Origin of the sequence: Xenorhabdus kozodoii (assembly GCF_002632875.1) — a bacterium.
Classification (GTDB): Bacteria; Pseudomonadota; Gammaproteobacteria; order Enterobacterales; family Enterobacteriaceae; genus Xenorhabdus; species Xenorhabdus kozodoii.
Genome location: NZ_NJCX01000005.1, coordinates 121,713 through 144,398, shown reverse-complemented (window position 1 = coordinate 144,398; position 22,686 = coordinate 121,713). Strand labels below are relative to the sequence as shown.

Sequence of the window (22,686 nt, the reverse complement as noted above, 5' to 3'; positions counted from 1 at the left end):
TGCTAAAAACGTTTCTGGGGAAAAAGAGATGAAAACTTTAATCCAAAACGTCACTGAATCTTTTAATGCTTACTTTCATTATTCCCCGACGCATTTTTTTCAGGCGCCTGGGCGGGTGAATCTTATTGGTGAGCATACGGATTATAACGGTGGTTTTGTCCTGCCTTGTGCCATTAATTTCCAGACAGTGGTGGCCGCCGCCAAACGTGAGGACATGTGTGTCAGGGTGATAGCGGTTGATTACCATAATCAAGATGATGAATTTGATCTCTGCCGGCCAATTCTCTTCCAACAAGAAAAAATGTGGGCGAATTACATCCGTGGTGTGATGAACTCTATGGTGGAGAGTGGTTATGTTTTTGGTGGTTTAGATCTCGCGATGAGTGGCAATATTCCACAAGGTGTGGGTTTGAGTTCATCGGCTTCGTTGGAAGTTGTCCTTGGGCAGACCATTAAATCGCTTTATCAACTCAATATTAGCCCCACAATGATTGCATTGAATGGACAGCAGGCAGAAAACCAATTTGTCGGTTGCAATTCCGGCATCATGGATCAGTTAATTTCTGCCTGCGGGACAGAAAACCACGCTTTGCTGATTGATTGCTCCACGTTGGCAACGCAACCTGTACGTATGCCTGATAAGGTGGTTGTGATGATCATCAATTCCAATAAACCGCGTGGCTTGCTGGATAGCGAATACAATCTGCGCAGGCAGCAATGTGAGGAGGCTGCGCGTTTGTTGGGAGTGAAAGTATTGCGTGATATCACCCTGGAAGATTTTAACGCTAAACAAGCGTTGCTCGATACATTGCTCGCTAAGCGGGCTCGTCATGTGATTAGTGAAAATGGTCGGACTAAATTGGCGGCGGCGGCTTTGAGGGCTGGCGATTTATTTCGTCTTGGCCAGCTTATGGCTGAATCTCATCTTTCCATGCGTGACGATTTTGAAGTTACGGTTCGTGAAATCGATGTGCTGGTGGCGATTGTCAAAGATGTGATTGGCGATCGCGGAGGCGTTCGTATGACGGGGGGCGGTTTTGGTGGTTGTGTGGTGGCATTGGTTCCCCCTGATTTGGTAAACCGTGTGAAAACGGCGGTTGAACAACAATATGAGACTAAGACCGGCCTGAAAGCGGATATCTATCTTTGTCAGGCCACAAAAGGCGCCAGCCAACTGGAATAAGCAAAAGTGAGGTATCGAAAGCATTTTTTCTACAGGGTAAGTTCATTCACTATTTAACCTTAATGATGAGAGGAGTGTGAGCATGAGTTCCAATTCGCAGCAAGCCACTTTACAACAGCAGTGGACAGAGGTTGACGGCTATCTTAAGCAGGCACTGTTACCGAAATCCCCGCATCTCGAACAAACCCTTGAACACATGAGCGCTCAAGGGTTGCCTGCGATTAATGTTTCTGCGCTGCAAGGGCAGTTTTTGATGATGATGGTACAAATTAGTGGCGCAAAACGTATTCTTGAAATTGGCACATTGGGTGGATATAGCGCCCAATACATGGCAAAAGGATTGCCTGATGATGGGATATTGTTCACATTGGAAAAAGATCCCCATGCAGCCAAAGTGGCTCAGCATAATATCGAAAGGGCACAACTTACCCACAAAATTAAGATTATCGTGGGAGAGGCTAATGAAACTTTGCAGACGTTAAGCGCTGAAGCTCCCTTTGATTTGTTTTTTATTGATGCTGATAAGCAAAATAGCCCATTGTATCTGGATTGGGCTGTCAAGTTGGGGCGTGTGGGAAGCATTATCATCATGGACAATATGATCCGCGAAGGGGAAATTGTCCATGAGCAGCGGAGTGAATCTGTTGAAGGTGTGCGTCAGGCACTGGATAAAATGTCCAACTACCCAGAACTGACTGTCACGGCGTTGCAGACTGTCGGGGAAAAAGGTTGGGATGGATTTGCACTGTTACGGATAAATACGGATAAAAAGATGACGCAATAACTTTATGTTAAGAAATAAGTGGTTATAGCTATAGAAAGGATGGTTTATTTTTTGATAAACCATCCTATACCAATCCAACTTCAAGTTGCCGCTTGCAAACCAATGTGAGTGTTGGTCTCTCCCCGCGCAGCGGGGAGAGACCAGATGCATCTTGAGAGGCGACGGGTATATAACCAATGTGATTAAATACGGCTGCCAATATTACGGCTTTTGGATTGCAGGATGATCAACAGGAGACGATTTTCGGGCTGCCTGACAGGCTTTGCGTTCACGGGGTTCGCGTTCATGAATAATCTTGGCTGTCTCATCTATGGCGGGAAGTGGAAAGCCCATATCGTCATAGGCACCAAAACCCATTAAACGATAACTGCTTAGCGGGGCGTTTATTGGAACACGAAATTCTCTTTTTTCCCCTGGCGCCAATGGCTCAAACCCATGTACCGTGAGTGCACCGGGTTCACATTTAGCATTAAGGGGTAAAACAGCCAGATAGCCTCCCGCCACAGGTTGGTCGCCTTTATTTTGCAGTGTGCCGCCGACAAAGAATTTACCGTTGGCTCCTAGCCCCATATGGAATAACAGATGGGCTTCCCCTTTTGCCCATAATGCAGATGTGAACAGGCCATTCACCATAAATATTGCACTGTATAGGTAACCACGCCATTTCATCTTTATGCCCCTATTTACTGGTTATCATTTCCTAACTTTAAATAGGTATTGCCGTGGTTGGGAGGGAAAATCAAGTTATTTTACTTCACTTCGGCAATGGTTATACGCATTAAACTTCAAGTTGCAATTTACAACACGATATGAAACCTGATTTCTCCCCGCGAAGTGGGGAGAAATCACACGCATCTTGAAGTTAGATTGGTATATAGGCAAATGATTATAAATTGATGCAAGAATCAATATCACCGTATTTTGTGACTCTTTTGAACACATCCAGATCCAATCTGGCAATATAATCGATTAAATAGTGTCCGCACAGTGGACCATCTGAAATATCCAGATTGGTTTGAGGGTGAAACTCGTTGATATAGTCCAATGAAGAATATCCCAAAATTTTAGGCGGTAGATGAGGGATGACATCATCAATGTAGTTGAACACCGCAAAACGGTTAAAATGTTGGGTAACGTGTTTGGAAAATTCACGGTTCCCCGGTCTTGGACAGGCAAGTAAACAGGCTGAGTGATTGGGGACGATAGGGCCAATTTCATACATGAGATAGGACGCAATGGCTGCCCCAAGGCTGTGACCAACTATCGTCAATTGCCCCCTGATCCCTATAAGTTGAGCAATCGCTTCGGCTAATTTGAGCTGGCTGTAATCATGGAGAAATTCTGGCTCAAGGGCAACCAGCTTCATGGAATCATAGACACTAAAAAAACCTTGGCTGACAGCTAACTTGGGAAAACGAAGCCACGGTGATGTGAAACTGATCCATCCATCGTGGATATCTTCTAACAAGATTGAGGGATCGGTTCCACGTATGGCAACAATATATTCCTCTGGAGAATGATTATTTGCAGCCACATAGCCATAACAGACATGGTTGGGTAATTCGCTTTTTCGTGGCGTTACGGAGAAAGACAAGTCATCGGCTGAGAGATACGCGATAACTTTCCATCCATCCTCTTCAATTCGCGGATCGGCAGGGGGCGTGGGATTATTGTAGTATTGTTGATTCATTTTCGCTGCATATAGCACGAATGCCGCAAAATTGGCGGCCTCTTTATATGTATACATAACTGACTCTTTTATTATTTCTTTGTTCTTGGGGAGACGAATTATTGAGATGCTTATTTTATGTCATTTAAGTGTACATTGTTTTACCGGAGTTGCTGGGTTAAGAGAAAATATACAGGTTGATTGATATTCTGTTTAGATTGCAATGAAATCATAATGGTAATGGGCTTATTTCCATGATTTCCTATTATTAGGATTTATTTATTATTAAATGATAGAAAATAATAGCTTGGCGCTATGTTTTAATTTATCAATATCGCATTAGTTAATTCCCTTTTGTTATATGTAGTTTGCATTTATTCTTTCAAATTGATTGCCATGCGGCGTTATTCTTCCTCAATCTAAAAGTTTTTTTACACATTTTACCGATTACCAAGAGGCAAATATGGCAGCACCACGTTCGGTTCTTGAACTTATAGGGAATACGCCGCTACTGGAACTGACCCATCTGGAGACAGGCCCCTGTCAGCTATTTATTAAGTTAGAGAATCAAAATCCGGGGGGATCGATTAAAGATCGTGTTGCACTTTCAATGATTGAGCAGGCGGAAAAACAAGGGTTATTGCAGCCTGGCGGCACTATCATTGAAGCCACGGCAGGGAATACGGGGATAGGCCTGGCACTGGTTGCCGCTATGAAGGGTTATAAACTGATTTTAGTCGTACCGGATAAGATGAGCAGGGAGAAAATTTATCATCTGCGGGCATTGGGAACCGATGTTCGCCTGACACGCTCTGATGTCGGAAAAGGGCATCCAGAATATTATCAGGATTATGCGTTGCGCCTGTCGAAGGAAATCAGCGGAGCTTATTATATTGATCAATTCAATAACCCGGCGAACTCAGCCGCCCATCTGGAGACGACAGGCCCAGAGATTTGGCAGCAGATGGAGCAAAATGTCGATGCTGTGGTCGTTGGTGTCGGTTCTGGCGGGACCTTGGGGGGCTTGAGCCAGTATTTTCAGCAAGTTTCCCCTCATACGGAATTTGTCCTCGCTGATCCCAAAGGTTCTATTCTTGCCGATTATGTTGAGCATGGCCACTATGATGAAGCGGGCAGTTGGTTTGTGGAAGGCATTGGCGAAGATTTTGTCCCGCCTCTTGGCGATTTTTCCCAGGTTCACCATGCTTATCGCATTACTGATGCAGAAGCATTCACCTGTGCCCGCGATTTACTGCTGACAGAAGGGATCTTGGCTGGCTCTTCGACAGGAACATTGCTGGCGGCAGCGCTACGTTATTGCCGTGCACAGACAACACCGAAACGTGTGGTGACATTAGCGTGTGACAGCGGCAACAAATACCTGTCGAAGATGTTTAACGATTACTGGCTATTGGAACAAGGGCTGCGCTCACAACCCCAAGAAAATAATTTGAGCGATTATATTACCTACCGTTATCGGGAGGGGGCGACGGTTTTTGTTTCTCCCCAAGATACCTTGCAGATTGCCCATAGCCGCATGCGTTTGTATGACATTTCACAGTTGCCTGTGATCGATAACGATCACGTCGTCGGCATCATTGATGAATGGGATCTCATGCACACGATTCAGGCCGATTCACGTCATTTCTCGCTGCCTGTTACTGAAGCAATGACCAGCCAGGTTTATACACTGCATAAAAAAGCATCATTGGCGCAGTTAATGGCGACTTTTGATGCTGGTCACGTGGCGCTGATTGTTGATGATGACAACCGCTTCCTTGGCCTTGTGACTCGTACCGATGTTTTGAACGCATGGCGTCAACAACTCAATTGATCTCTTTCAGGAATAAGTTAAATGACTAAATTTAATAGGATTAAATTTGATACACAAAGCGTTCATGCAGGCTATGTGCCTGATCACACTGGCGCAGTGATGCCCGCAATCTATGCCACCTCGACTTATGCCCAGCCTGCCCCTGGTCAGCATACTGGATATGAATATTCCCGCAGTGGCAACCCGACACGGGATGCCCTGGAGTGTGCGATTGCCGAATTGGAAAATGGCTCGCGTGGTTATGCGTTTGGCTCAGGCCTGGCTGCCAGTTCGACTATTTTGGAACTGCTTGATAAGGACAGCCATATCATCGCAGTCGATGATCTTTATGGGGGGACTTACCGATTACTGGAAAAAGTGCGCCGCCGGACGGCTGGCCTGCGAGTCACCTATGTTGAGGCAGGGGATACGGCGGCATTGGAAGCGGCAATTCAGTCTGATACTAAAATGGTTTGGGTGGAAACGCCCACTAATCCCCTCCTGAAATTGGCTGACTTAACCGCAATTGCACAGGTTTCCAAGCGGCACAATATTATCAGTGTGGCAGATAACACGTTTGCTTCCCCTTATATTCACCGTCCGCTTGATTTGGGTTTTGATATTGTTGTGCACTCTGCAACTAAGTACCTGAATGGTCATTCTGATGTTGTCGCGGGTCTTGCGGTGGTGGGAAATAACGCAGAGTTGGCGGAGCAAATGGGCTTCTTGCAAAATTCCATTGGCGGCATTCTGGATCCGTTCAGCAGTTTCCTTGTCCTGCGTGGTATTCGGACGTTGGCACTGCGTATGGAGCGCCATATTAACAGTGCAGAGAAGATTGCCCATTGGCTTGAGCAGCAGCCACAAGTTGAGAAAGTGTATTATCCTGGCCTTGCCTCTCATCCTCAACATGAATTGGCAAAACGTCAGATGCGAGGTTTTGGTGGCATGATCTCCATCGTACTGAAAGGAGATGATGATTATACGCGTCGGGTTATTAAAGGGCTGAAACTGTTTACATTGGCGGAAAGTTTAGGGGGAGTGGAGAGTTTGATTGGCCAGCCATTTACCATGACCCATGCTTCCATTCCGCTGGAACGGCGTCTGGCCGCGGGGATTACCCCACAACTGCTTCGGATTTCTGTCGGCATTGAACATGCCGATGATCTGATAGCCGATTTGTCTCAGGCACTTGAAAATGCGGGTTTGTCACAAGAAAGCGAATTTAATTAAAAAATTAAGGTAACCCAAAAACAATGCCAGGCGATATTTTTCGGTTGGCATTTTTAACGTTATTTTTGGGGCTAAAAGGGTATATACCAGTCGCCTTTCAAGATGCGTCTTATATCTCCCCGCGCAGCGGGGAGATATAAGCACTTCCATTGGTTTGCAAACTGCAATTTGAAGTTGGATTGGTATATAGTTAAAAGTGGCGAAAATAACAACAAAGGACATTCGTTATGGCAATCCTGAATATCCTGACAATTCCAGATGAAAGATTGAGACAAAAATGTGTTGATGTCACGGATTTTGATAAAGTTCAAACGCTAATTGATGACATGCTGGAGACAATGTACAACACTGATAATGGCATTGGCCTGGCGGCGCCACAGGTTGGCCGGAAAGAAGCGGTTTTGGTCATTGATCTTACGCCAAATCGCGATCAACCCATGGTTTTGGTTAACCCAAAGATCGTTGAAAAAGAGCGTCGTGTCGTGAATCAGGAAGGCTGCTTGTCAATACCTGGGTATTACGCCGATGTTGAACGGTTTGAAAGCGTGAAGGTAGACGCATTTGATCGGTTTGGCAAACCGGTGACGATAGAAAGTGAAGATTTTCTATCAATTGTGATGCAGCATGAAATTGACCATTTACATGGCATTGTTTTTATCGATTATCTGTCCCCATTAAAAAGAAAAATGGCACTGAAAAAAGTAAAAAATAACTTAAGAAATAAGAGAAGTTAATTACTGCGGGGGAATAAAAATAGTGTAAATTATTTCTCAATATATTCTGTGATATTGTAATTTTATATCTTGCTATGATTTTATTTATTAATGCTAAGTACGCATAAAAAACCTTAAGATTATGCATGCCTTATGCGATAGTGGTTTCTTATTTAAGAAATATACGCATTAAACTTCAAGTTGCAATTTACAACACTATATGAAACCTGATTTCTCCCCGCGAAGCGGGGAGAAATCACACGCATCTTGAAGTTAGATTGGTATATAAGTGGATTTGAAAGGCAAAGGGCATATCTGATGATAATGATATAAGCAGAGGCGTTATTATGATGGAAAGAAGTGATATTGCATATTATCAACAACCTCATTTTTCCATTGATCTGAACCTGATAGATACCACGGATGCCAGGGTGGGGACATACTGGATAATATTGGATGCGGCGGGAATGAGGGATGCAAAAATGTCGGCAGTGAAAGTGGGTAGTAAAAGAGCATATGTTAATATTCCCTTTACGGTCAGTAGCAACAAGCTCACTTGTGCCATTTATATCAGAAACAAGATCAATAGCAGTTATCCTCTGACTGGTACTCTCTATCTTGACTATGATCCGTTATCCCATTTTGTTGATATTTCTACAGTGAAAATATCCCCTGAATCTCAATTAGGCCTGGATATTGATAGGGTAGGCAATACTAAATTTGACTTTAAACTGAAAGAGAAATAACGGTTCTGGTGCAGAACCGTTGTCTGATAACGTTCAGGATAGACTTAATGGTATTTTAAATTTCTGCCGTGCTACAAGAGGAAATGACGGGCCAATAATGGCGCTGTAAAGTTTTTTTTCAAATAAAAACCTCTGGGCAACGTCATAATTGGCTGGCCGTATTCGCCTATCGCTTCTGTCAATGCCCGGCTATTGGCGGCCTTGGGGCGCAATTGCAGCACTTCACCATGACGGGCAGTAATGCTTTCGACTTTTCCTAATACAATAAGATCCATAAGTTCTTCCCAGTCGCGTCGCAGTAACTCTTCTTCAATCGCATTCGGACTCCAAAGCAATGGGGAACCTACGCGGCGTGCGGACAGCGGGATACTTCTTTCCCCCTCAACGGGTATCCACAAAACGCGGGATAATTTGCGCCTGACATGACAGTTTTCCCAGGTAATGCCACTGTTACCGGTTAAAGGGGCAACGCAGACAAAGGTGGTTTCTAATGGGTAACCTTGGCTATCCACAGGGATAGTTTTCAACTCAATACCGATATGCTCGAAATCCTGTTCAGGTTTACTGCCCGCACTTGCACCTAAATAATATTCAAGCAACATACCGACCCAACCTTTATCACGCTTTAAATTGGGGGGAATGGGGAGTCTGGCTAATGCAGCGAGTTCACCCATAGATAAACCTGCCAGAGCATGGGCGCGATTGAACAGTTGTTGTTCGTTTTCAGGTGGTGCCGGAGATGTAAAATACATGTTATAGAGTATATTTTTTATTGGTTAAAAAATGTTCATGTGAGTTATGGAAAATTATTATTAATTTATCATTAGTAGGATTATTTTGATAATAGCATGATATACAAGATTTTTTCATTGGTGTTTTCTGCATTAAAAATAGACTTATTATGATTGTTCACCGATTCCCCGCGATAATAAACAGGATCTTACACCATGTTATCCACAGATTTATGGGATAAGTGATAAAAAATGCGAGCACTGGTTTGATTTACAGCGCTAATGAGTGATGTTTTCGACAAAAATAGACGATTTTTGTTTAACTAAAAGGCATATCCTGTGGATAAAATCATCATTGGTTAATCTTTGCTCATCACGAGAGAAGGCGAAAAATTTTAGGCGTAATATGCCTTGTTAAAAAGGGGATAAAACGTAATAACATAATGAAAAATAATGATTATTTGTTTGCGCTTATCGCGAGTGTAAAAATAGGTAATAAAAGTATACCCGTTTTACCCCGCTCTTTTTCACATACATATCCACAGAAAAAGTGAATAAAATGGTCCCGGTCAGGCAATAAATGTTTATAACTTTAGCTTTTCCTGTGAATTATCATTCTGGAGGCGTAAGCCACGCAGATTTAAAATCAAACCCGCCAAAGGGGTTTATTTTTATCCCTTCTTTATTGATTCCTTGTATTAATCAGGTAATAAGCAGGGGTTAAAGTTGTTCAGGAGAGATAACCACGCTTAACTGATTCCCGATTTTTTTGAGTAAGGGTATTTTTTACCAGCCAGTAAGTTATCTTACTGGCCTTTTTCAATGGGTTGCCTTGGCTATTTTCCCGCATCTTCCTCGGTGATATAGCGTGCAATGATATCACCCATTTCATCGGTGCTGATTGCCTGACCATTACCCGCAAGATCGGCGGTACGGTAACCCTGTTCCAAAGCAAGGTTGATAGCCCGTTCAATGGCATTTGCAGCCTCAAGATGTCCAAGGCTATAACGCATCAACAGGGCTGTCGATAATATTTGGGCAATTGGATTGGCGATATTTTTGCCTGCAATGTCCGGGGCAGAACCCCCGGCAGGCTCATATAAGCCAAAACCTTTCTCATTCAGGCTGGCAGAAGGCAACATTCCCATTGAACCCGTGATCATGGCGCATTCATCGGATAAAATATCGCCAAAGATATTGGAGCATAATAGAACATCAAATTGAGCGGGATTTTTGATCAGTTGCATGGTGGCGTTATCGATATACATGTGTTCGATTTCAACGTCAGGATAATCTTCGGCGATTTTGCCAACGACTTCACGCCATAACACCGAGCTTTGTAAAACATTTGCCTTATCAATCGAAGTGACTTTATGACGACGCTTGCGCGCAGATTCAAAGGCAATGCGTGCGATCCGTTCTATCTCGAAACGATGATAAATTTCAGTATCGAAAGCACGTTCATATTTTCCTTCACCATCACGCCCTTTGGGTTGTCCAAAATAAATTCCGCCCGTTAATTCACGGACACATAAAATATCAAAGCCTTTGGCCGCGATATCATGGCGAAGGGGACAGAAAGATTCTAAGCCTGCATATAAACGCGCTGGGCGTAAATTACTGAACAATTTGAAATATTTTCGCAGTGGCAATAATGCCCCGCGTTCAGGTTGTTCGGCGGGAGGCAGATGGGTCCATTTCGGGCCACCTACGGAGCCAAATAGGATCGCGTCAGCCTTTTCGCAGCCGGTAATCGTTTCTTGAGGCAAGGGAGCGCCATGACGATCAATGGCGATCCCCCCTACATCATATTCGCTGGTTGTGATGCGGATATTAAAACGATGACGGATGGCATCTAACACTTTGTAGGCTTGTTTCATCACTTCGGGGCCAATGCCATCCCCAGGCAAAATAGCAATGTGGCAGTGATAACTTTCTTGCTTGCTTGGTGTTGCTTCATTTGAAATAGATTGGCTAGGAGACATGATTATGCAGTTTCCTTTTTGTTGTTCCGGTTATCGTTTCGAGTACTATCTTGGGAAATACGCTGTTTTTCTTTTTCGACTTGCTCTGCCTGCCAGATATTATTCAGGGCGTGGATCATTGCCTTGGCAGAGGATTCAATGATGTCAGTTTCCAAACCCAATCCATGAAAACGGCGGCCAAAACATTCCACGATAATATCAACCTGACCAAGAGCATTTTTACCATGCCCCTTACCGGATAATTGATAGGAAATTAATTCCAGTGGATAACCGGTAATACGGTTGATGGCCTGATAGACGGCATCAACCGTACCATTCCCTGTCGAGGCTTCAGATTTAAGTTCATCGCCGCAGGCCAGGCGAACGGTTGCAGTTGGTACAATATTGGAGCCGGACTGGATACTGAAATAGTCCAGGCGGAAGTGTTCATGTTCCTGCTGTTGTTGGTTGATGAACACCAAGGCTTCCAAATCGTAATCAAACACCTGGCCTTTTTTGTCTGCCAATTTCAAAAATGCTTGGTACAGGACATCCAGATCGTAGTCACCCTCTTGATAGCCCATTTCTGTCATGCGATGTTTCACTGCGGCGCGTCCAGAACGCGAAGTCAGGTTCAACTGGGTATCTTTCAAGCCGATGGAGGCGGGTGTCATAATCTCGTAAGTTTCACGATGTTTCAGGATACCGTCCTGATGAATGCCCGATGAGTGAGAAAATGCATTGCTGCCAACAATGGCCTTGTGGGCGGGGATTGGTGTACTGCTGATTTGGCTCACTAACTGGCTGGTTCGATAAATTTCTTGATGGTTGATATTGGTATGCACCCCCAACATTTGTTGGCGTGTTTTGATCGTCATGATCACTTCTTCCAGTGAGCAGTTACCTGCACGCTCTCCCAATCCATTGATCGTCCCTTCTATTTGACGGGCACCTTCCTGAATTGCCGTAATGGAGTTCGCTACGGACATACCTAAATCGTCGTGACAGTGGACTGAAATAATCGCTTTATCAATATTGGGTACGCGATTAAATAGTGTGCGTATAATGCCGCCAAATTGGTAAGGGGTTGTATAACCCACGGTATCTGGAATGTTGACCGTGGTTGCACCCGCTTTGATGGCTTGCTCGACAATTTTGCACAAATTATCGATATCTGTGCGACCGGCATCTTCGCAGGAAAACTCGATATCATCGGTGTAATTACGTGCCCGTTTGATGGAACGAACCGCCATTTCCACAACATCATCGAAGGTTCTTTTTAATTTATGCTCGACGTGTAAGTTTGAAGTCGCCAGTACCATATGCAAACGAAAGGCTTCAGCGACTTTCAGGGCTTCAGCGGCAACATCGATATCTTTATCAACACAGCGGGATAAGGCACAGATACGGCTATTTTTGATTTCACGGGCGATGGTTTGAACGGATTCAAAATCGCCCGGAGAAGAAACTGGAAAACCGGCTTCAATAACATCAACCCCCAGCCTTTCCAGTGCAAAAGCGATTTGCAGTTTCTCTTTTACACTCAGGCTGGCTTGTAATGCTTGTTCTCCATCACGTAATGTAGTATCAAAAATAATAACTTGCTGGCTCATGTTGTTGCTCCTGTTAAATAGGCTAACTATATGATTTAGTTAGATAACTATGATTTATTTTTGAGCGCCGAGCAGGTAAAAAAAACCCGCGCTCGGCGCGGGTTTTCTGTTTCTGGTGAAGGTTAACTTATCCTTATTTTCCACCCACCAGCATACCGCGCGCATTAAAGGCGATGAGTAGTAGGTTTAGTAGAAGAACGAGGTGAATCATGTGAGCTAACCTTTAGGAATTTGTTAACTGAATTTTAATTGTCAATGCATTTATAGATACTTTATCTAAAAAATAATGTCAAGCAATACCAATACGAATTCAGAGTAAATCACGCCAATTCCTGGCTATTTATTGAACCCTCATTGAGGTTGGTGACTATTTTTTACATTTTTAGCGATGTTTTTATCTATTTTTCATGGCTATATATAGAGTAAAATCCGGCTCTGATGGATGATAAATGTGATTCTGTTATTTTATACAGTGAATTATATTTCTAATGAACAAGGATAGACAGATGTTAACCACAATGTGCTAGATTCAGAAAGCATAACCAGATTGAATATTAATCAATTGTATTTAGAGATATTGGAAGAACTGGCTTATTTTTAATACTCCAGATCATTTTTTGATAGAGAATATTAATAGAGTTATGATAGTTAGTTGGAATACAGTCATTTTATTATGGGTTGTTTCTACTCTTCATTTTGTCATTATTGGCTAAGCGTTTTTGATGTAAGTCGTTAGTGTAAGTTGAGTTATTGCTATTCATATATAACGCATTAATATTCATGCCAATAAAAATATTACGGTTACGTAGATAAAAATGCATTGGTTATGCATATTAATTTTTTGTACAAGAATGAATCCCAATTTATTTTTAATAAATTAGGGTAATTGATCTTATTAATGGGTAAAGCTGTTTGCGATATTGAAATGTTGCATTTATACCAATCTAACTTCAAGATGCGTGTGATTTCTCCCCGCTTCGCGGGGAGAAATCAGGTTTCATATCGTGTTGTAAATTGCAACTTGAAGTTTAATGCGTATAGAGGTAATCAATATTCCATTATTTAATGAGGTTATTGCTATAAATTTAGTGGAGTGAAATAATGACAGAACACAACTCAATAATCACAGAAAAAAAAGAATCATGCGATATTCAATTGCGTGGCGTCGATCTTAATTTGCTGACGGTTTTTGACGCTGTAATGCAAATGCAGAATATTACGCGTGCAGCACAGGCATTGGGAATGTCACAACCGGCTGTCAGCAATGCAGTAGCACGTTTGAAAACGATGTTCGGTGACGAATTATTTGTGCGTTATGGCCGAGGTATTCAGCCAACCGCGAGAGCAAAGCAGCTTTTCGGACCGCTCAGACAGGCACTGCAAATTGTCCATAATGAATTGCCCGGAATCGGGTTTGAACCCAGCAATAGTACCAGGGTATTTAATCTCTCTATTTGTAGTCCTCTTGATATTCGTTTAGCGGCTAAAATTGTTGAGCAGGTAAAAACACATGCTTCGAATATCGAAGTTGCCATTAAAACACAAATTAATGATGATATTGAAAAAAAATTAAAATATCGTGAAATAGAGTTTGTTATCAGTTATAACCCATTAGAATGCTCCGAATTTCATAATTATCCTCTTTTTAATGATGAATTGGTTCTGGCAGTTTCTAAACATCATCCGAGAATTAATCAACAAATTACTCAGCAACAATTGCAGGAAGAAAGACATGCTATTGTTGCCTTGGATAATGTCGATTCATTTAGTAAGCCTTACTATGAAGGCAATGAGTTATTGCGTTCTGTTTCTTATCAGGGAACGGATTTAAATAGTGTGCTTAATATTGTCGCCCAGACTTATTTAGTGGCTATAGTGCCAAAATGGATGGTTGAACACTATTCCGAACAGTTAAATATCTGTTCAGTATCGCTGCCAAATGGTCGGGTTTTTTGTCCTTGTTATTTAATATGGCATGGATCAACAGAGCGGGATAAAGGCCATCAGTGGATGAAATCACTGTTAAGCCATCTTGGTGAACAAGAATAGGTCACGTTGAAGCAAACCCTATGAAAATAAGAGTCTATCCCTGTGTAGCATATAGGATAGTTGCATACCGGGGTAGCGCTCTTGGTGCGTTTTTTCAGTAAAACAGATAAGGCTGTTGCTGTACATGATGATCATACAAACCGCTTCTTGCTGGAGAATGTAACGATTTTTGTTACATAAATTTTTTTCATTAATATTCCCCTGCTGTATTCTTGGCTTATTTATCCGTATAACGATATTTATCTCTGTTTCTCAATACTTATTCGATAAATCCTGCAAATATTTCCCCATTCTGAGGGAGAAGATACCAAAAATAGGCTTCCCCCTTTTACCAGGAATGGGTAGACTGCGAGGAAATAGCTCACATCTGTAAGCTGAAAAGTAGGTAATAGACTTACTAAAGACGCTGAATGAAATACTTATACAGGAATATATCGTGACAACAGATTCTCTGCACGCCTATCATTTGGTTACCCGATTGCAACAACAATGTAATGAATATCCGCAAAAAATTGCATTTCGGCAATGGTCGCCATCAGAACAACGGGAAATGAATTGGCGGCAGGTTGAATGCACAACGAAATCCGTGGCAAAAGCATTACTGTCATTGGGCGTTGACGTGCAGGAGAAAGTTGGCATTTTTGCACATAATTGTATGGCTTGGTCATTGGTTGATCTGGCGATCCTCCAGCTTCGGGCGGTGACAGTGCCGCTGTATGCAACCAATACTTGTGATCAGGCGGCATTTATTCTCAATGATGCAGGGGTGCAGGTGTTATTTGTTGGCGGGCAGGAGCAATATGATATTGCCATCGCGTTGATTGCGTTATGCCCCAAACTTACCCATCTTATTGTTATAGATGAATCTGTGGACTTAAAAGGATGCCCGCAAGCGTTATATTTATCCGCTTTCATTAACAATGACCATTCACAATATCAGGCAGAACTTGATAGCCGTATTGCTGAGCAGAATTTGAATGACCTCTTCACGTTAATCTATACCTCCGGTACAACGGGAGAGCCGAAGGGGGTGATGTTGGATTATCGGAATATCGCTTCCCAGCTTTATCTGCATGATCAGAGATTAACATTGACCCACCAGGATGTATCGCTCTGTTTTCTGCCGCTATCCCATATCTTTGAGCGGGCGTGGAGTTATTATGTCATGCATACGGGTGCCCTGAACGTCTATTTAACGGATACCCATCTTGTGCGTGCAGCGATGTCGGATGTGCGTCCGACGGTGATGTGTTCTGTTCCCCGTTTTTATGAAAAGGTGCATAGTGCGATCCTGGAAAAAGTTTCCCATGCCCCTTTTTGGCGTAGGATGATTTTTAATTGGGCACTAAAGCGGGGGGAAGAGCGTTGGATGCGCCAGCAGAAGGACAAAAAAGGTTGTCCGTTCACGCGCTGTCGTTATCGATTGGCTGACAAATTAGTGTTGAGCAAGCTCCGTGCGCTTTTGGGAGGACGGGTGCGTTTCTTGCCCGTAGCAGGGGCACGCCTTGACGATGCTATTACCCGTTTTTTTCTGTCCATCGGTTTGAATATCAAATATGGATACGGCATGACAGAAACGTGTGCCACGGTGTCTTGCTGGGAAGAAAAAGATTATCTGCTTGGCTCCATTGGTACGCCATTACCCGATATTGATGTTCGTATTAGCGCGGAAGGGGAGATCCAGGTACGCGGTTCTATTGTAATGAAAGGTTACTTCAACCGCCCAGAGGAAACGGTTCACGCTTTTACGGAAGATGGTTGGTTGCGAACCGGTGATGCCGGAGGGCTGGACGATAACGGTAATTTGTTTATTACTGAGCGCCTGAAAGATTTAATGAAAACGTCAACAGGCAAATATATTGCGCCACAAATGATTGAAGGGATGCTGGGGCAGGATCGTTTTATTGAACAGATTGCCGTCATTGCCGATGCCCGCCAGTTCGTTTCTGCATTGATTGTTCCCAGCTATGAAGTGTTGGAAGAGTACGCGAAATCCATCAATCTCCACTACCGTGATCGGCTTGAACTACTGCATAGTCATCAGGTTATAGAACTATTTGAACAGCGCTTAAAGGAAATGCAGAAAAGCATTGTTAAATTCCATCAGGTCAAACGATTTATTCTTTTGCCGGAAGCCTTTTCGATGGAAAAAGGCGAATTAACCCCGACATTGAAATTACGCCGCAAGGTTATTTCCCAACATTATCAGCGCGAAATTGAATCCATGTATCAGGATTGAAAATCGGCAAATGTTCGGATCTTCATCAACAAATGTTTTCAATATGTAAATTGATGTTTGCTAACACTGGTATCTAACGTTATGTTAGTTAACGTAGCATTATCGAAATAACGTTAAACAAACGTCATTCACACTATAAAACTCTATATAAATAAAAAATGGAATAAATAAGGTAACCTTTCCCGTTACCTTATGACATTCCGATGATTAACTTGCAAACAGAGCCTGGAGGCAAACTCGATGGAGATGTTGTCAGGAGCCGAAATGGTTGTTAGATCGCTAATCGATCAGGGTGTTGAACATGTGTTTGGTTACCCAGGCGGGGCGGTACTGGATATCTACGATGCCCTACATACGATAGGAAGAATCGAACATATCTTGGTACGCCATGAACAGGGTGCGGTTCATATGGCGGACGGATATGCACGTTGTACAGGAAAAGTCGGGGTGGTTTTGGTCACATCCGGGCCAGGAGCAACGAATGCGGTTACCGGGATCGCAACGGCATACATGGATTCAATTCCTCTGGTTGTGTTATCTGGTCAGGTTGCCAGTTCCCTGATAGGCAACGATGCTTTTCAAGAGTGCGATATGGTGGGAATCTCCCGCCCCATCGTCAAGCATAGTTTTTTGGTAAAAAGAGCAGAAGATATTCCAAGTACAATTAAGAAAGCTTTTTATCTGGCGGCAAGTGGGCGGCCAGGACCCGTTGTTATCGATTTTCCCAAAGATATCGTCAATCCTGCCTTAAAATTCCCGTATGCGTATCCTGAAAAAGTGAATTTGCGTTCCTATAACCCTACCGTTCAGGGGCACAAAGGACAAATTAAGCGCGCATTGAAGACCCTGATGGCGGCGAAAAAACCCGTGATTTATGTCGGGGGCGGTGTCATCACTTCAGCATGTACCACTGAATTGCTGAAATTGGCTGAACATTTTCACACCCCGGTCGTGAGTTCATTGATGGGATTGGGGGCATTTCCTGCCACTCACCAGCAAAGCCTGGGAATGCTGGGGATGCATGGGACTTTTGAAGCGAACAAAGCGATGCACAACGCCGATGTGATTTTTGCAGTGGGGGTGCGCTTTGATGATCGAACAACCAATAACCTGAAAAAATATTGTCCAGAAGCGACCGTATTACATATTGATATCGATCCAACGTCGATTTCAAAAACCGTCACGGCGGATATCCCTATTGTTGGCGATGCCAAACAGGTTCTTGGCCAGATGCTGGAATTATTGGATTCTATAGACGATGCCCAAGATCCTGATGCCCTGAAAGATTGGTGGCTTTCCATTGAACAGTGGCGCAGCCGCAAGTGTCTTGATTACGATCGTACTACCGTGAAGATCAAACCACAGGCCGTTATTGAAACCCTTTATCATCTCACCAAGGGAGAAGCCTATATTGCGTCAGATGTTGGTCAACATCAAATGTTTGCCGCTTTGCATTATCCCTTTGATAAACCGCGACATTGGATCAATTCCGGTGGCCTGGGAACGATGGGATTTGGTTTGCCTGCCGCACTTGGCGTGAAGCTGGCAAAACCTGAGGCCACGGTAGTCTGTGTGACCGGGGATGGCAGCATCCAGATGAATATTCAGGAATTGTCCACGGCCTTGCAATATGGTTTGCCGGTTCTGGTGTTGAATCTGAACAACCGTTTTCTGGGCATGGTGAAACAATGGCAGGATATGATATACGCGGGTCGTCATTCTCAATCTTATATGGAATCCTTGCCTGATTTCGTCAAGTTGGCGGAATCTTATGGGCATGTAGGCATCTCCATCCAAACTTACGATGAATTAGAGACGAAATTGACCCATGCACTGCATGAAGTCACTGAAAACCAACGTCTGGTTTTCGTGGATGTTACCGTTGATGAAACAGAACATGTTTATCCAATGCAGATCCGCGGTGGGGCAATGGATGAAATGTGGTTAAGCAAAACAGAGAGGACCTGATCATGCGCCGGATTTTGTCGATATTACTTGAAAACGAATCGGGGGCATTATCCCGTGTGGTGGGTCTGTTTTCCCAGCGGGGTTATAACATCGAAAGTTTGACCGTTGCGCCGACTGACGATCCCACATTGTCACGCATGACCATCCAGACCAAAGGGGATGCCAAGGTACTGGAGCAAATTGAAAAACAATTGCATAAATTAGTGGATGTGTTGCGGGTCAGCGAATTAACCGCGGGGCCTCATGTTGAGCGTGAAATCATGCTGGTTAAATTACAAGCCAGTGGATATGGACGGGAAGAGATTAAGCGCAGCACCGATATTTTTCGCGGGCAGATCGTCGATGTGACTTCAACCCTCTATACTGTTCAATTAGTGGGAACGAGCGAAAAGCTGGATGCGTTTCTTGATTCGGTCAGAGACGTCGCGGAACTTGTTGAAGTCGCGCGTTCGGGCATCGTTGGTGTCTCTCGCGGGGATAAAATTATGCGATGAAAAATCGCAATCTGCGGGTTAAAATACAGATATTCATTCAGCCCTACTGTAAAGTAGGGCTTTTTCATCATCTTACTGAGGGGTTAATGTGAAACTGGATGAGATCGCCCGCTTAGCAGGTGTTTCACGTACTACGGCCAGTTATGTCATCAATGGTAAAGCCAAACAGTATCGGGTCAGTGATAAAACAGTAGAAAAAGTGATGGCAGTGGTCAGGGAACATAATTACCATCCTAATGCTGTTGCTGCTGGTCTTCGAGCGGGGCGAACCCGTTCCATTGGGTTAGTGATACCCGACTTAGAAAATACCAGCTACACACGGATTGCCAATTATCTGGAGCGTCAGGCACGGCAGCGTGGTTATCAGCTATTGATCGCCTGTTCTGAAGATCAGCCTGATAATGAAATGCGTTGTGTTGAACACCTCTTGCAACGTCAGGTTGATGCTATCATTGTTTCCACTGCCTTGCCGCCGGAACATCCTTTCTACCAGCGTTGGGCAAATCGTGCATTACCCATTATCGCACTTGACCGTGCGCTGGATAGTGAACACTTTGTCAGTGTGGTTGGGGATGATCTTGAAGATGCGAAGATGTTGGCACAGGAGTTACGTCAATTTCCGGCTGAATCTGTCCTTTATTTGGGGGCACTGCCTGAATTATCGGTCAGTTTCTTGCGTGAGCAGGGTTTTCGCGAAGCGTGGGAGCATGATCCACGGGCTGTTAACTATGTTTATGCGAATAGCTATGAGCGCGAAGCTGCGGCGGAAATATTTGCGTCATGGTTGGAAACAAACCCCGTTCCTCAGGCCTTATATACCACTTCATTTGCGTTACTCCAGGGCATTATGGATACGCTGCTCAAGCGCAATGGTCATTTACCAAGTCAATTAGTCATTGCGACATTTGGCGATCATGAGTTGCTTGATTTCCTTGAATGTCCGGTATTGTCTGTGGCGCAGCGCCATCGTGATGTCGCTGAATGTGCCCTGGCACTGGTATTAGCCAGTCTGGATGAAAAACAACGTCCAACCCCTGGGATCACCCGAATGCGTCGTCATCTATGCCGTCGTGGCAAGTTGAGTCGAAAAGCCTAATTGAGCACCCTCATTAAAAATGAGGGTGCAGTTGGCCTGCTGAAAATCATCGAAATCCACTTGCTGGGGTCATTTTGGGATTATTCTGACTAAAATTCTGCTAAACAACCTTTTATGACCATTAAAATTGATAAGGTGTTATTTAAATTCACAAGATGAATAATTTCTCAATAATATCCCATTGTTTACATATGTTATTTATTCTTTGGAAATCATTCTCTTACTTGATTGATATATAACCATTTTATATTTTTGGATAAATAGAATATTTCTATATGTTATTATTTTTCATACTATTATAACTTAAATATATTGTTATTATTGATAAGTTTTAAGTGGTTAAAAGTTAACCATCAATGAGAGATGAGTGACATAAATTAATTTAAGTGGTAATTAGTTGCACTAAATTTCATCCCACATCAGGCTCTCTACAGATTTATTAATTTATTCAAAATTATCATAGTGTTATCTATTATTAATATAGCCAAAATTGAAAAATCCTGCTTTTTCTCTTCCCAATCTTTCTGTAAAACTAGCTAAAGCGCCCCGGCTCTGGCTTGACAAGGTTTTCATACCATCCGTAAACTCTTAATTGTGGTGATTTGTGGGATAATGTGGCGATTTTGTCCATCAAGGGGTAACCTGAGTATGTTTCGTGGAGCAACGCTGGTTAATCTCGATAGCAAAGGGCGACTCACTGTACCCGCCCGATATAGAGAAATGCTGAATGAGGAATCAACAGGTCAAATGATTTGTACCATTGATCTCCATCAGCCGTGCTTGTTGCTTTATACATTACCCGAATGGGAAATCATCGAAAAAAAATTATCTCGCTTATCCAGCATGAATCCAGCCGAACGTCGCGTTCAACGTTTGTTATTGGGACACGCCAGTGAATGCCAAATGGACAGCGCAGGACGTCTTTTATTAGCCAGTACGCTGCGCCAACACGCAGGGCTAACAAAAGAAGTCATGCTGGTTGGGCAATTTAATAAATTTGAAGTGTGGGATGAGCAAGTTTGGTATCAACAGATACAGAACGATATTGCGACTGAGCAATCCACACAAGAACCTCTATCAGCAAGGCTACAGGATTTATCACTATAAATATGGCAAATAGTCATTTTGAGCATACCAGTGTACTACTGGATGAAGCTGTCAATGGATTGAATATCCAACAAGATGGAATTTATATCGATGGAACATTTGGGCGAGGGGGACATTCTCGCCTGATTTTGTCGAAATTGGGACCCAATGGACGGTTAATCGCGATCGATCGTGATCCGCAAGCCATTGAAGCGTCCAAGGCGATGACTGACGAACGTTTTTCTATTATTCATGGGCCATTTTCCGAATTGGCAACTTATATAGAAGACGCGGGTCTGGTTGGCGAAATTGATGGCGTATTGCTGGATTTAGGGGTTTCCTCCCCACAGTTGGATGATCCTGAACGTGGTTTTTCATTTATGCGTGATGGGCCACTGGATATGCGTATGGACCCCACTCGTGGCTACTCTGCCGCAGAGTGGTTGATGAAGGCTGAAGCAGATGATATCGCCTGGGTGTTGAAAACATTTGGCGAAGAACGTTTTGCTAAGCGCATCGCAAGAGCCATTGTGGCACGCAATCAGGAACAGCCGATTACGCGAACCAGAGAGCTGGCTGAGTTAATTGCTCAAGCAAGCCCGGTTAAGGAAAAACACAAGCATCCGGCAACACGCAGCTTTCAGGCTATCAGGATTTACATTAACAGTGAACTGGAAGAGATCGAACGTGCATTAGAGGGTGCATTGCACGTTCTGGCACCACAAGGGCGATTATCTGTTATCAGTTTCCACTCGTTGGAAGATCGCATAGTGAAACGCTTTATCCGACAACACAGTCAGGGGCCACAGGTTCCAGTCGGTTTGCCTCTCACGGAAGCGCAGTTAAAAACGCTGGGAGGACGAAGTCTGAAATCCATTGGCAAAATGAAACCCTCAGAGGGTGAAGTTGCCACAAATCCAAGAGCGCGAAGCTCGGTTTTGCGGTTTGCTGAAAAGGCGGTCGAATAATGGCGAGTGAACGTCATGGGTTAGTCGGGGTGATTGGCAAGGATTTAATTCGCAACGCCAAACTCCCACTGATTTTACTGGTGGCCGTTGTCGTTTCCGCCATCAGTGTTGTGACGGTCACACACCAAACCCGCTTATTGACTGCGGAAAAAGAGCGTCAAGTTATCCAGCTTGATGCTCAGGATATTGAGTGGCGTAACCTGCTCCTTGAAGAAAATGCACTGGGTGATCACAGTCGGGTTGAACGGATTGCGACTGAAAAATTGCAAATGCAACACGTTGATCCAAGTAAAGAGAATATTGTGATAACTCAATGAATCCAGTTGACAACCAAAAG

Annotated in this window: 19 protein-coding genes; 14 read left to right on the top strand and 5 right to left on the bottom strand. The window is 43.6% G+C overall.

What is annotated here, in order from left to right; genetic code table 11:
- The first annotated feature begins 28 nt into the window (after positions 1-28).
- Together galK and Xkoz_RS04820 are read left to right on the top strand one after the other, a co-directional pair.
- Complete coding sequence (gene galK / locus Xkoz_RS04825) at positions 29-1,183, top strand: galactokinase (protein ID WP_099141123.1); 1,155 nt, start codon at positions 29-31, stop codon at positions 1,181-1,183.
- Between the two features lie 82 nt (positions 1,184-1,265).
- Positions 1,266-1,967: an O-methyltransferase gene (locus Xkoz_RS04820; protein WP_099141066.1), complete on the top strand. Its 702-nt coding sequence runs from the start codon at positions 1,266-1,268 to the stop codon at positions 1,965-1,967.
- A gap of 201 nt (positions 1,968-2,168) precedes the next feature.
- Here the strand turns inward: Xkoz_RS04820 and Xkoz_RS04815 are convergent, their stop codons facing one another.
- Positions 2,169-2,636 carry a membrane-associated Zn-dependent protease 1 gene (locus tag Xkoz_RS04815; RefSeq protein WP_099141064.1) on the bottom strand — a complete coding sequence of 156 codons (468 nt, stop codon included), beginning with the start codon at positions 2,634-2,636 and terminating at the stop codon, positions 2,169-2,171.
- Between the two features lie 217 nt (positions 2,637-2,853).
- Entirely contained in the window at positions 2,854-3,714 is an 861-nt protein-coding gene (locus Xkoz_RS04810) for a lipase family protein (RefSeq protein ID WP_099141062.1), read from the bottom strand.
- 385 nt (positions 3,715-4,099) lie between these two features.
- On the opposite strand from Xkoz_RS04810, the gene Xkoz_RS04805 reads away from it, so the two are divergent.
- The 4 genes from Xkoz_RS04805 to Xkoz_RS04785 all read left to right on the top strand — a co-directional run bounded on the left by Xkoz_RS04805 (position 4,100) and on the right by Xkoz_RS04785 (position 8,141).
- On the top strand, positions 4,100-5,470 hold the full coding sequence (locus Xkoz_RS04805) for a pyridoxal-phosphate dependent enzyme (protein WP_099141060.1): 1,371 nt from the start codon (positions 4,100-4,102) through the stop codon (positions 5,468-5,470).
- A gap of 21 nt (positions 5,471-5,491) precedes the next feature.
- Entirely contained in the window at positions 5,492-6,682 is a 1,191-nt protein-coding gene (locus Xkoz_RS04800; protein ID WP_099141058.1) for a trans-sulfuration enzyme family protein, read from the top strand.
- A 227-nt stretch (positions 6,683-6,909) separates the two neighbouring features.
- Entirely contained in the window at positions 6,910-7,416 is a 507-nt protein-coding gene (def, locus tag Xkoz_RS04790) for a peptide deformylase (RefSeq protein ID WP_099141054.1), read from the top strand.
- A 326-nt stretch (positions 7,417-7,742) separates the two neighbouring features.
- On the top strand, positions 7,743-8,141 hold the full coding sequence (locus Xkoz_RS04785; protein ID WP_099141052.1) for a hypothetical protein: 399 nt from the start codon (positions 7,743-7,745) through the stop codon (positions 8,139-8,141).
- Between the two features lie 71 nt (positions 8,142-8,212).
- Here Xkoz_RS04785 and mutH read toward each other — a convergent pair whose 3' ends face one another.
- The 3 genes from mutH to leuA form a co-directional block, all read right to left on the bottom strand.
- Entirely contained in the window at positions 8,213-8,893 is a 681-nt protein-coding gene (mutH, locus tag Xkoz_RS04780) for a DNA mismatch repair endonuclease MutH (RefSeq protein WP_099141050.1), read from the bottom strand.
- A gap of 815 nt (positions 8,894-9,708) precedes the next feature.
- Positions 9,709-10,857, bottom strand: a complete 1,149-nt coding sequence (leuB, locus tag Xkoz_RS04775; RefSeq protein WP_099141048.1) for a 3-isopropylmalate dehydrogenase — start codon at positions 10,855-10,857, stop codon at positions 9,709-9,711.
- 2 nt (positions 10,858-10,859) lie between these two features.
- Complete coding sequence (leuA, locus tag Xkoz_RS04770; RefSeq protein WP_099141046.1) at positions 10,860-12,449, bottom strand: 2-isopropylmalate synthase; 1,590 nt, start codon at positions 12,447-12,449, stop codon at positions 10,860-10,862.
- A gap of 1,101 nt (positions 12,450-13,550) precedes the next feature.
- Here leuA and leuO point away from each other — a divergent pair.
- The 8 genes from leuO (at position 13,551) to ftsL (ending at position 22,666) form a co-directional block, all read left to right on the top strand.
- Positions 13,551-14,498: a transcriptional regulator LeuO gene (gene leuO / locus Xkoz_RS04765; protein ID WP_099141044.1), complete on the top strand. Its 948-nt coding sequence runs from the start codon at positions 13,551-13,553 to the stop codon at positions 14,496-14,498.
- A gap of 436 nt (positions 14,499-14,934) precedes the next feature.
- A complete protein-coding gene (locus tag Xkoz_RS04760) occupies positions 14,935-16,737 on the top strand; it encodes an AMP-dependent synthetase/ligase (RefSeq protein ID WP_099141042.1) in 1,803 nt (600 codons plus the stop codon).
- Positions 16,738-16,977: 240 nt separating this feature from the next.
- Positions 16,978-18,705 (top strand): acetolactate synthase 3 large subunit, encoded by a 1,728-nt coding sequence (ilvI, locus tag Xkoz_RS04755; protein WP_099141040.1) that lies wholly within the window; start codon positions 16,978-16,980, stop codon positions 18,703-18,705.
- Between the two features lie 2 nt (positions 18,706-18,707).
- Complete coding sequence (ilvN, locus tag Xkoz_RS04750) at positions 18,708-19,199, top strand: acetolactate synthase small subunit (RefSeq protein ID WP_167386556.1); 492 nt, start codon at positions 18,708-18,710, stop codon at positions 19,197-19,199.
- A gap of 88 nt (positions 19,200-19,287) precedes the next feature.
- Positions 19,288-20,295 carry a catabolite repressor/activator gene (gene cra / locus Xkoz_RS04745; protein ID WP_099141038.1) on the top strand — a complete coding sequence of 336 codons (1,008 nt, stop codon included), beginning with the start codon at positions 19,288-19,290 and terminating at the stop codon, positions 20,293-20,295.
- A 648-nt stretch (positions 20,296-20,943) separates the two neighbouring features.
- Entirely contained in the window at positions 20,944-21,402 is a 459-nt protein-coding gene (mraZ, locus tag Xkoz_RS04740; RefSeq protein ID WP_099141036.1) for a division/cell wall cluster transcriptional repressor MraZ, read from the top strand.
- Positions 21,403-21,404: 2 nt separating this feature from the next.
- Positions 21,405-22,349 carry a 16S rRNA (cytosine(1402)-N(4))-methyltransferase RsmH gene (rsmH, locus tag Xkoz_RS04735; RefSeq protein ID WP_099141034.1) on the top strand — a complete coding sequence of 315 codons (945 nt, stop codon included), beginning with the start codon at positions 21,405-21,407 and terminating at the stop codon, positions 22,347-22,349.
- The gene (gene ftsL / locus Xkoz_RS04730) at positions 22,346-22,666 is read left to right on the top strand and encodes a cell division protein FtsL (protein WP_099141033.1); all 321 of its coding nucleotides are present in this window, start codon (positions 22,346-22,348) and stop codon (positions 22,664-22,666) included. Before rsmH ends, ftsL begins: the two co-directional genes overlap by 4 nt.
- The last annotated feature ends 20 nt before the right edge of the window (positions 22,667-22,686 follow it).

Bases quoted from the DNA above. Each gene is read 5' to 3' on its own strand.
- Xkoz_RS04785 (WP_099141052.1), top strand. From the start codon at position 7,743: ATGATGGAAAGAAGTGATATTGCATATTATCAACAACCTCATTTTTCC.
- Xkoz_RS04820 (WP_099141066.1), top strand. From the start codon at position 1,266: ATGAGTTCCAATTCGCAGCAAGCCACTTTACAACAGCAGTGGACAGAG.
- galK (WP_099141123.1), top strand. From the start codon at position 29: ATGAAAACTTTAATCCAAAACGTCACTGAATCTTTTAATGCTTACTTT.
- def (WP_099141054.1), top strand. From the start codon at position 6,910: ATGGCAATCCTGAATATCCTGACAATTCCAGATGAAAGATTGAGACAA.
- leuB (WP_099141048.1), bottom strand. From the start codon at position 10,857: ATGTCTCCTAGCCAATCTATTTCAAATGAAGCAACACCAAGCAAGCAA.
- leuA (WP_099141046.1), bottom strand. From the start codon at position 12,449: ATGAGCCAGCAAGTTATTATTTTTGATACTACATTACGTGATGGAGAA.
- leuO (WP_099141044.1), top strand. From the start codon at position 13,551: ATGACAGAACACAACTCAATAATCACAGAAAAAAAAGAATCATGCGAT.
- mutH (WP_099141050.1), bottom strand. From the start codon at position 8,893: ATGTATTTTACATCTCCGGCACCACCTGAAAACGAACAACAACTGTTC.
- rsmH (WP_099141034.1), top strand. From the start codon at position 21,405: ATGGCAAATAGTCATTTTGAGCATACCAGTGTACTACTGGATGAAGCT.
- ilvN (WP_167386556.1), top strand. From the start codon at position 18,708: ATGCGCCGGATTTTGTCGATATTACTTGAAAACGAATCGGGGGCATTA.
- Xkoz_RS04815 (WP_099141064.1), bottom strand. From the start codon at position 2,636: ATGAAATGGCGTGGTTACCTATACAGTGCAATATTTATGGTGAATGGC.
- Xkoz_RS04805 (WP_099141060.1), top strand. From the start codon at position 4,100: ATGGCAGCACCACGTTCGGTTCTTGAACTTATAGGGAATACGCCGCTA.
- Xkoz_RS04810 (WP_099141062.1), bottom strand. From the start codon at position 3,714: ATGTATACATATAAAGAGGCCGCCAATTTTGCGGCATTCGTGCTATAT.
- Xkoz_RS04800 (WP_099141058.1), top strand. From the start codon at position 5,492: ATGACTAAATTTAATAGGATTAAATTTGATACACAAAGCGTTCATGCA.
- ilvI (WP_099141040.1), top strand. From the start codon at position 16,978: ATGGAGATGTTGTCAGGAGCCGAAATGGTTGTTAGATCGCTAATCGAT.
- mraZ (WP_099141036.1), top strand. From the start codon at position 20,944: ATGTTTCGTGGAGCAACGCTGGTTAATCTCGATAGCAAAGGGCGACTC.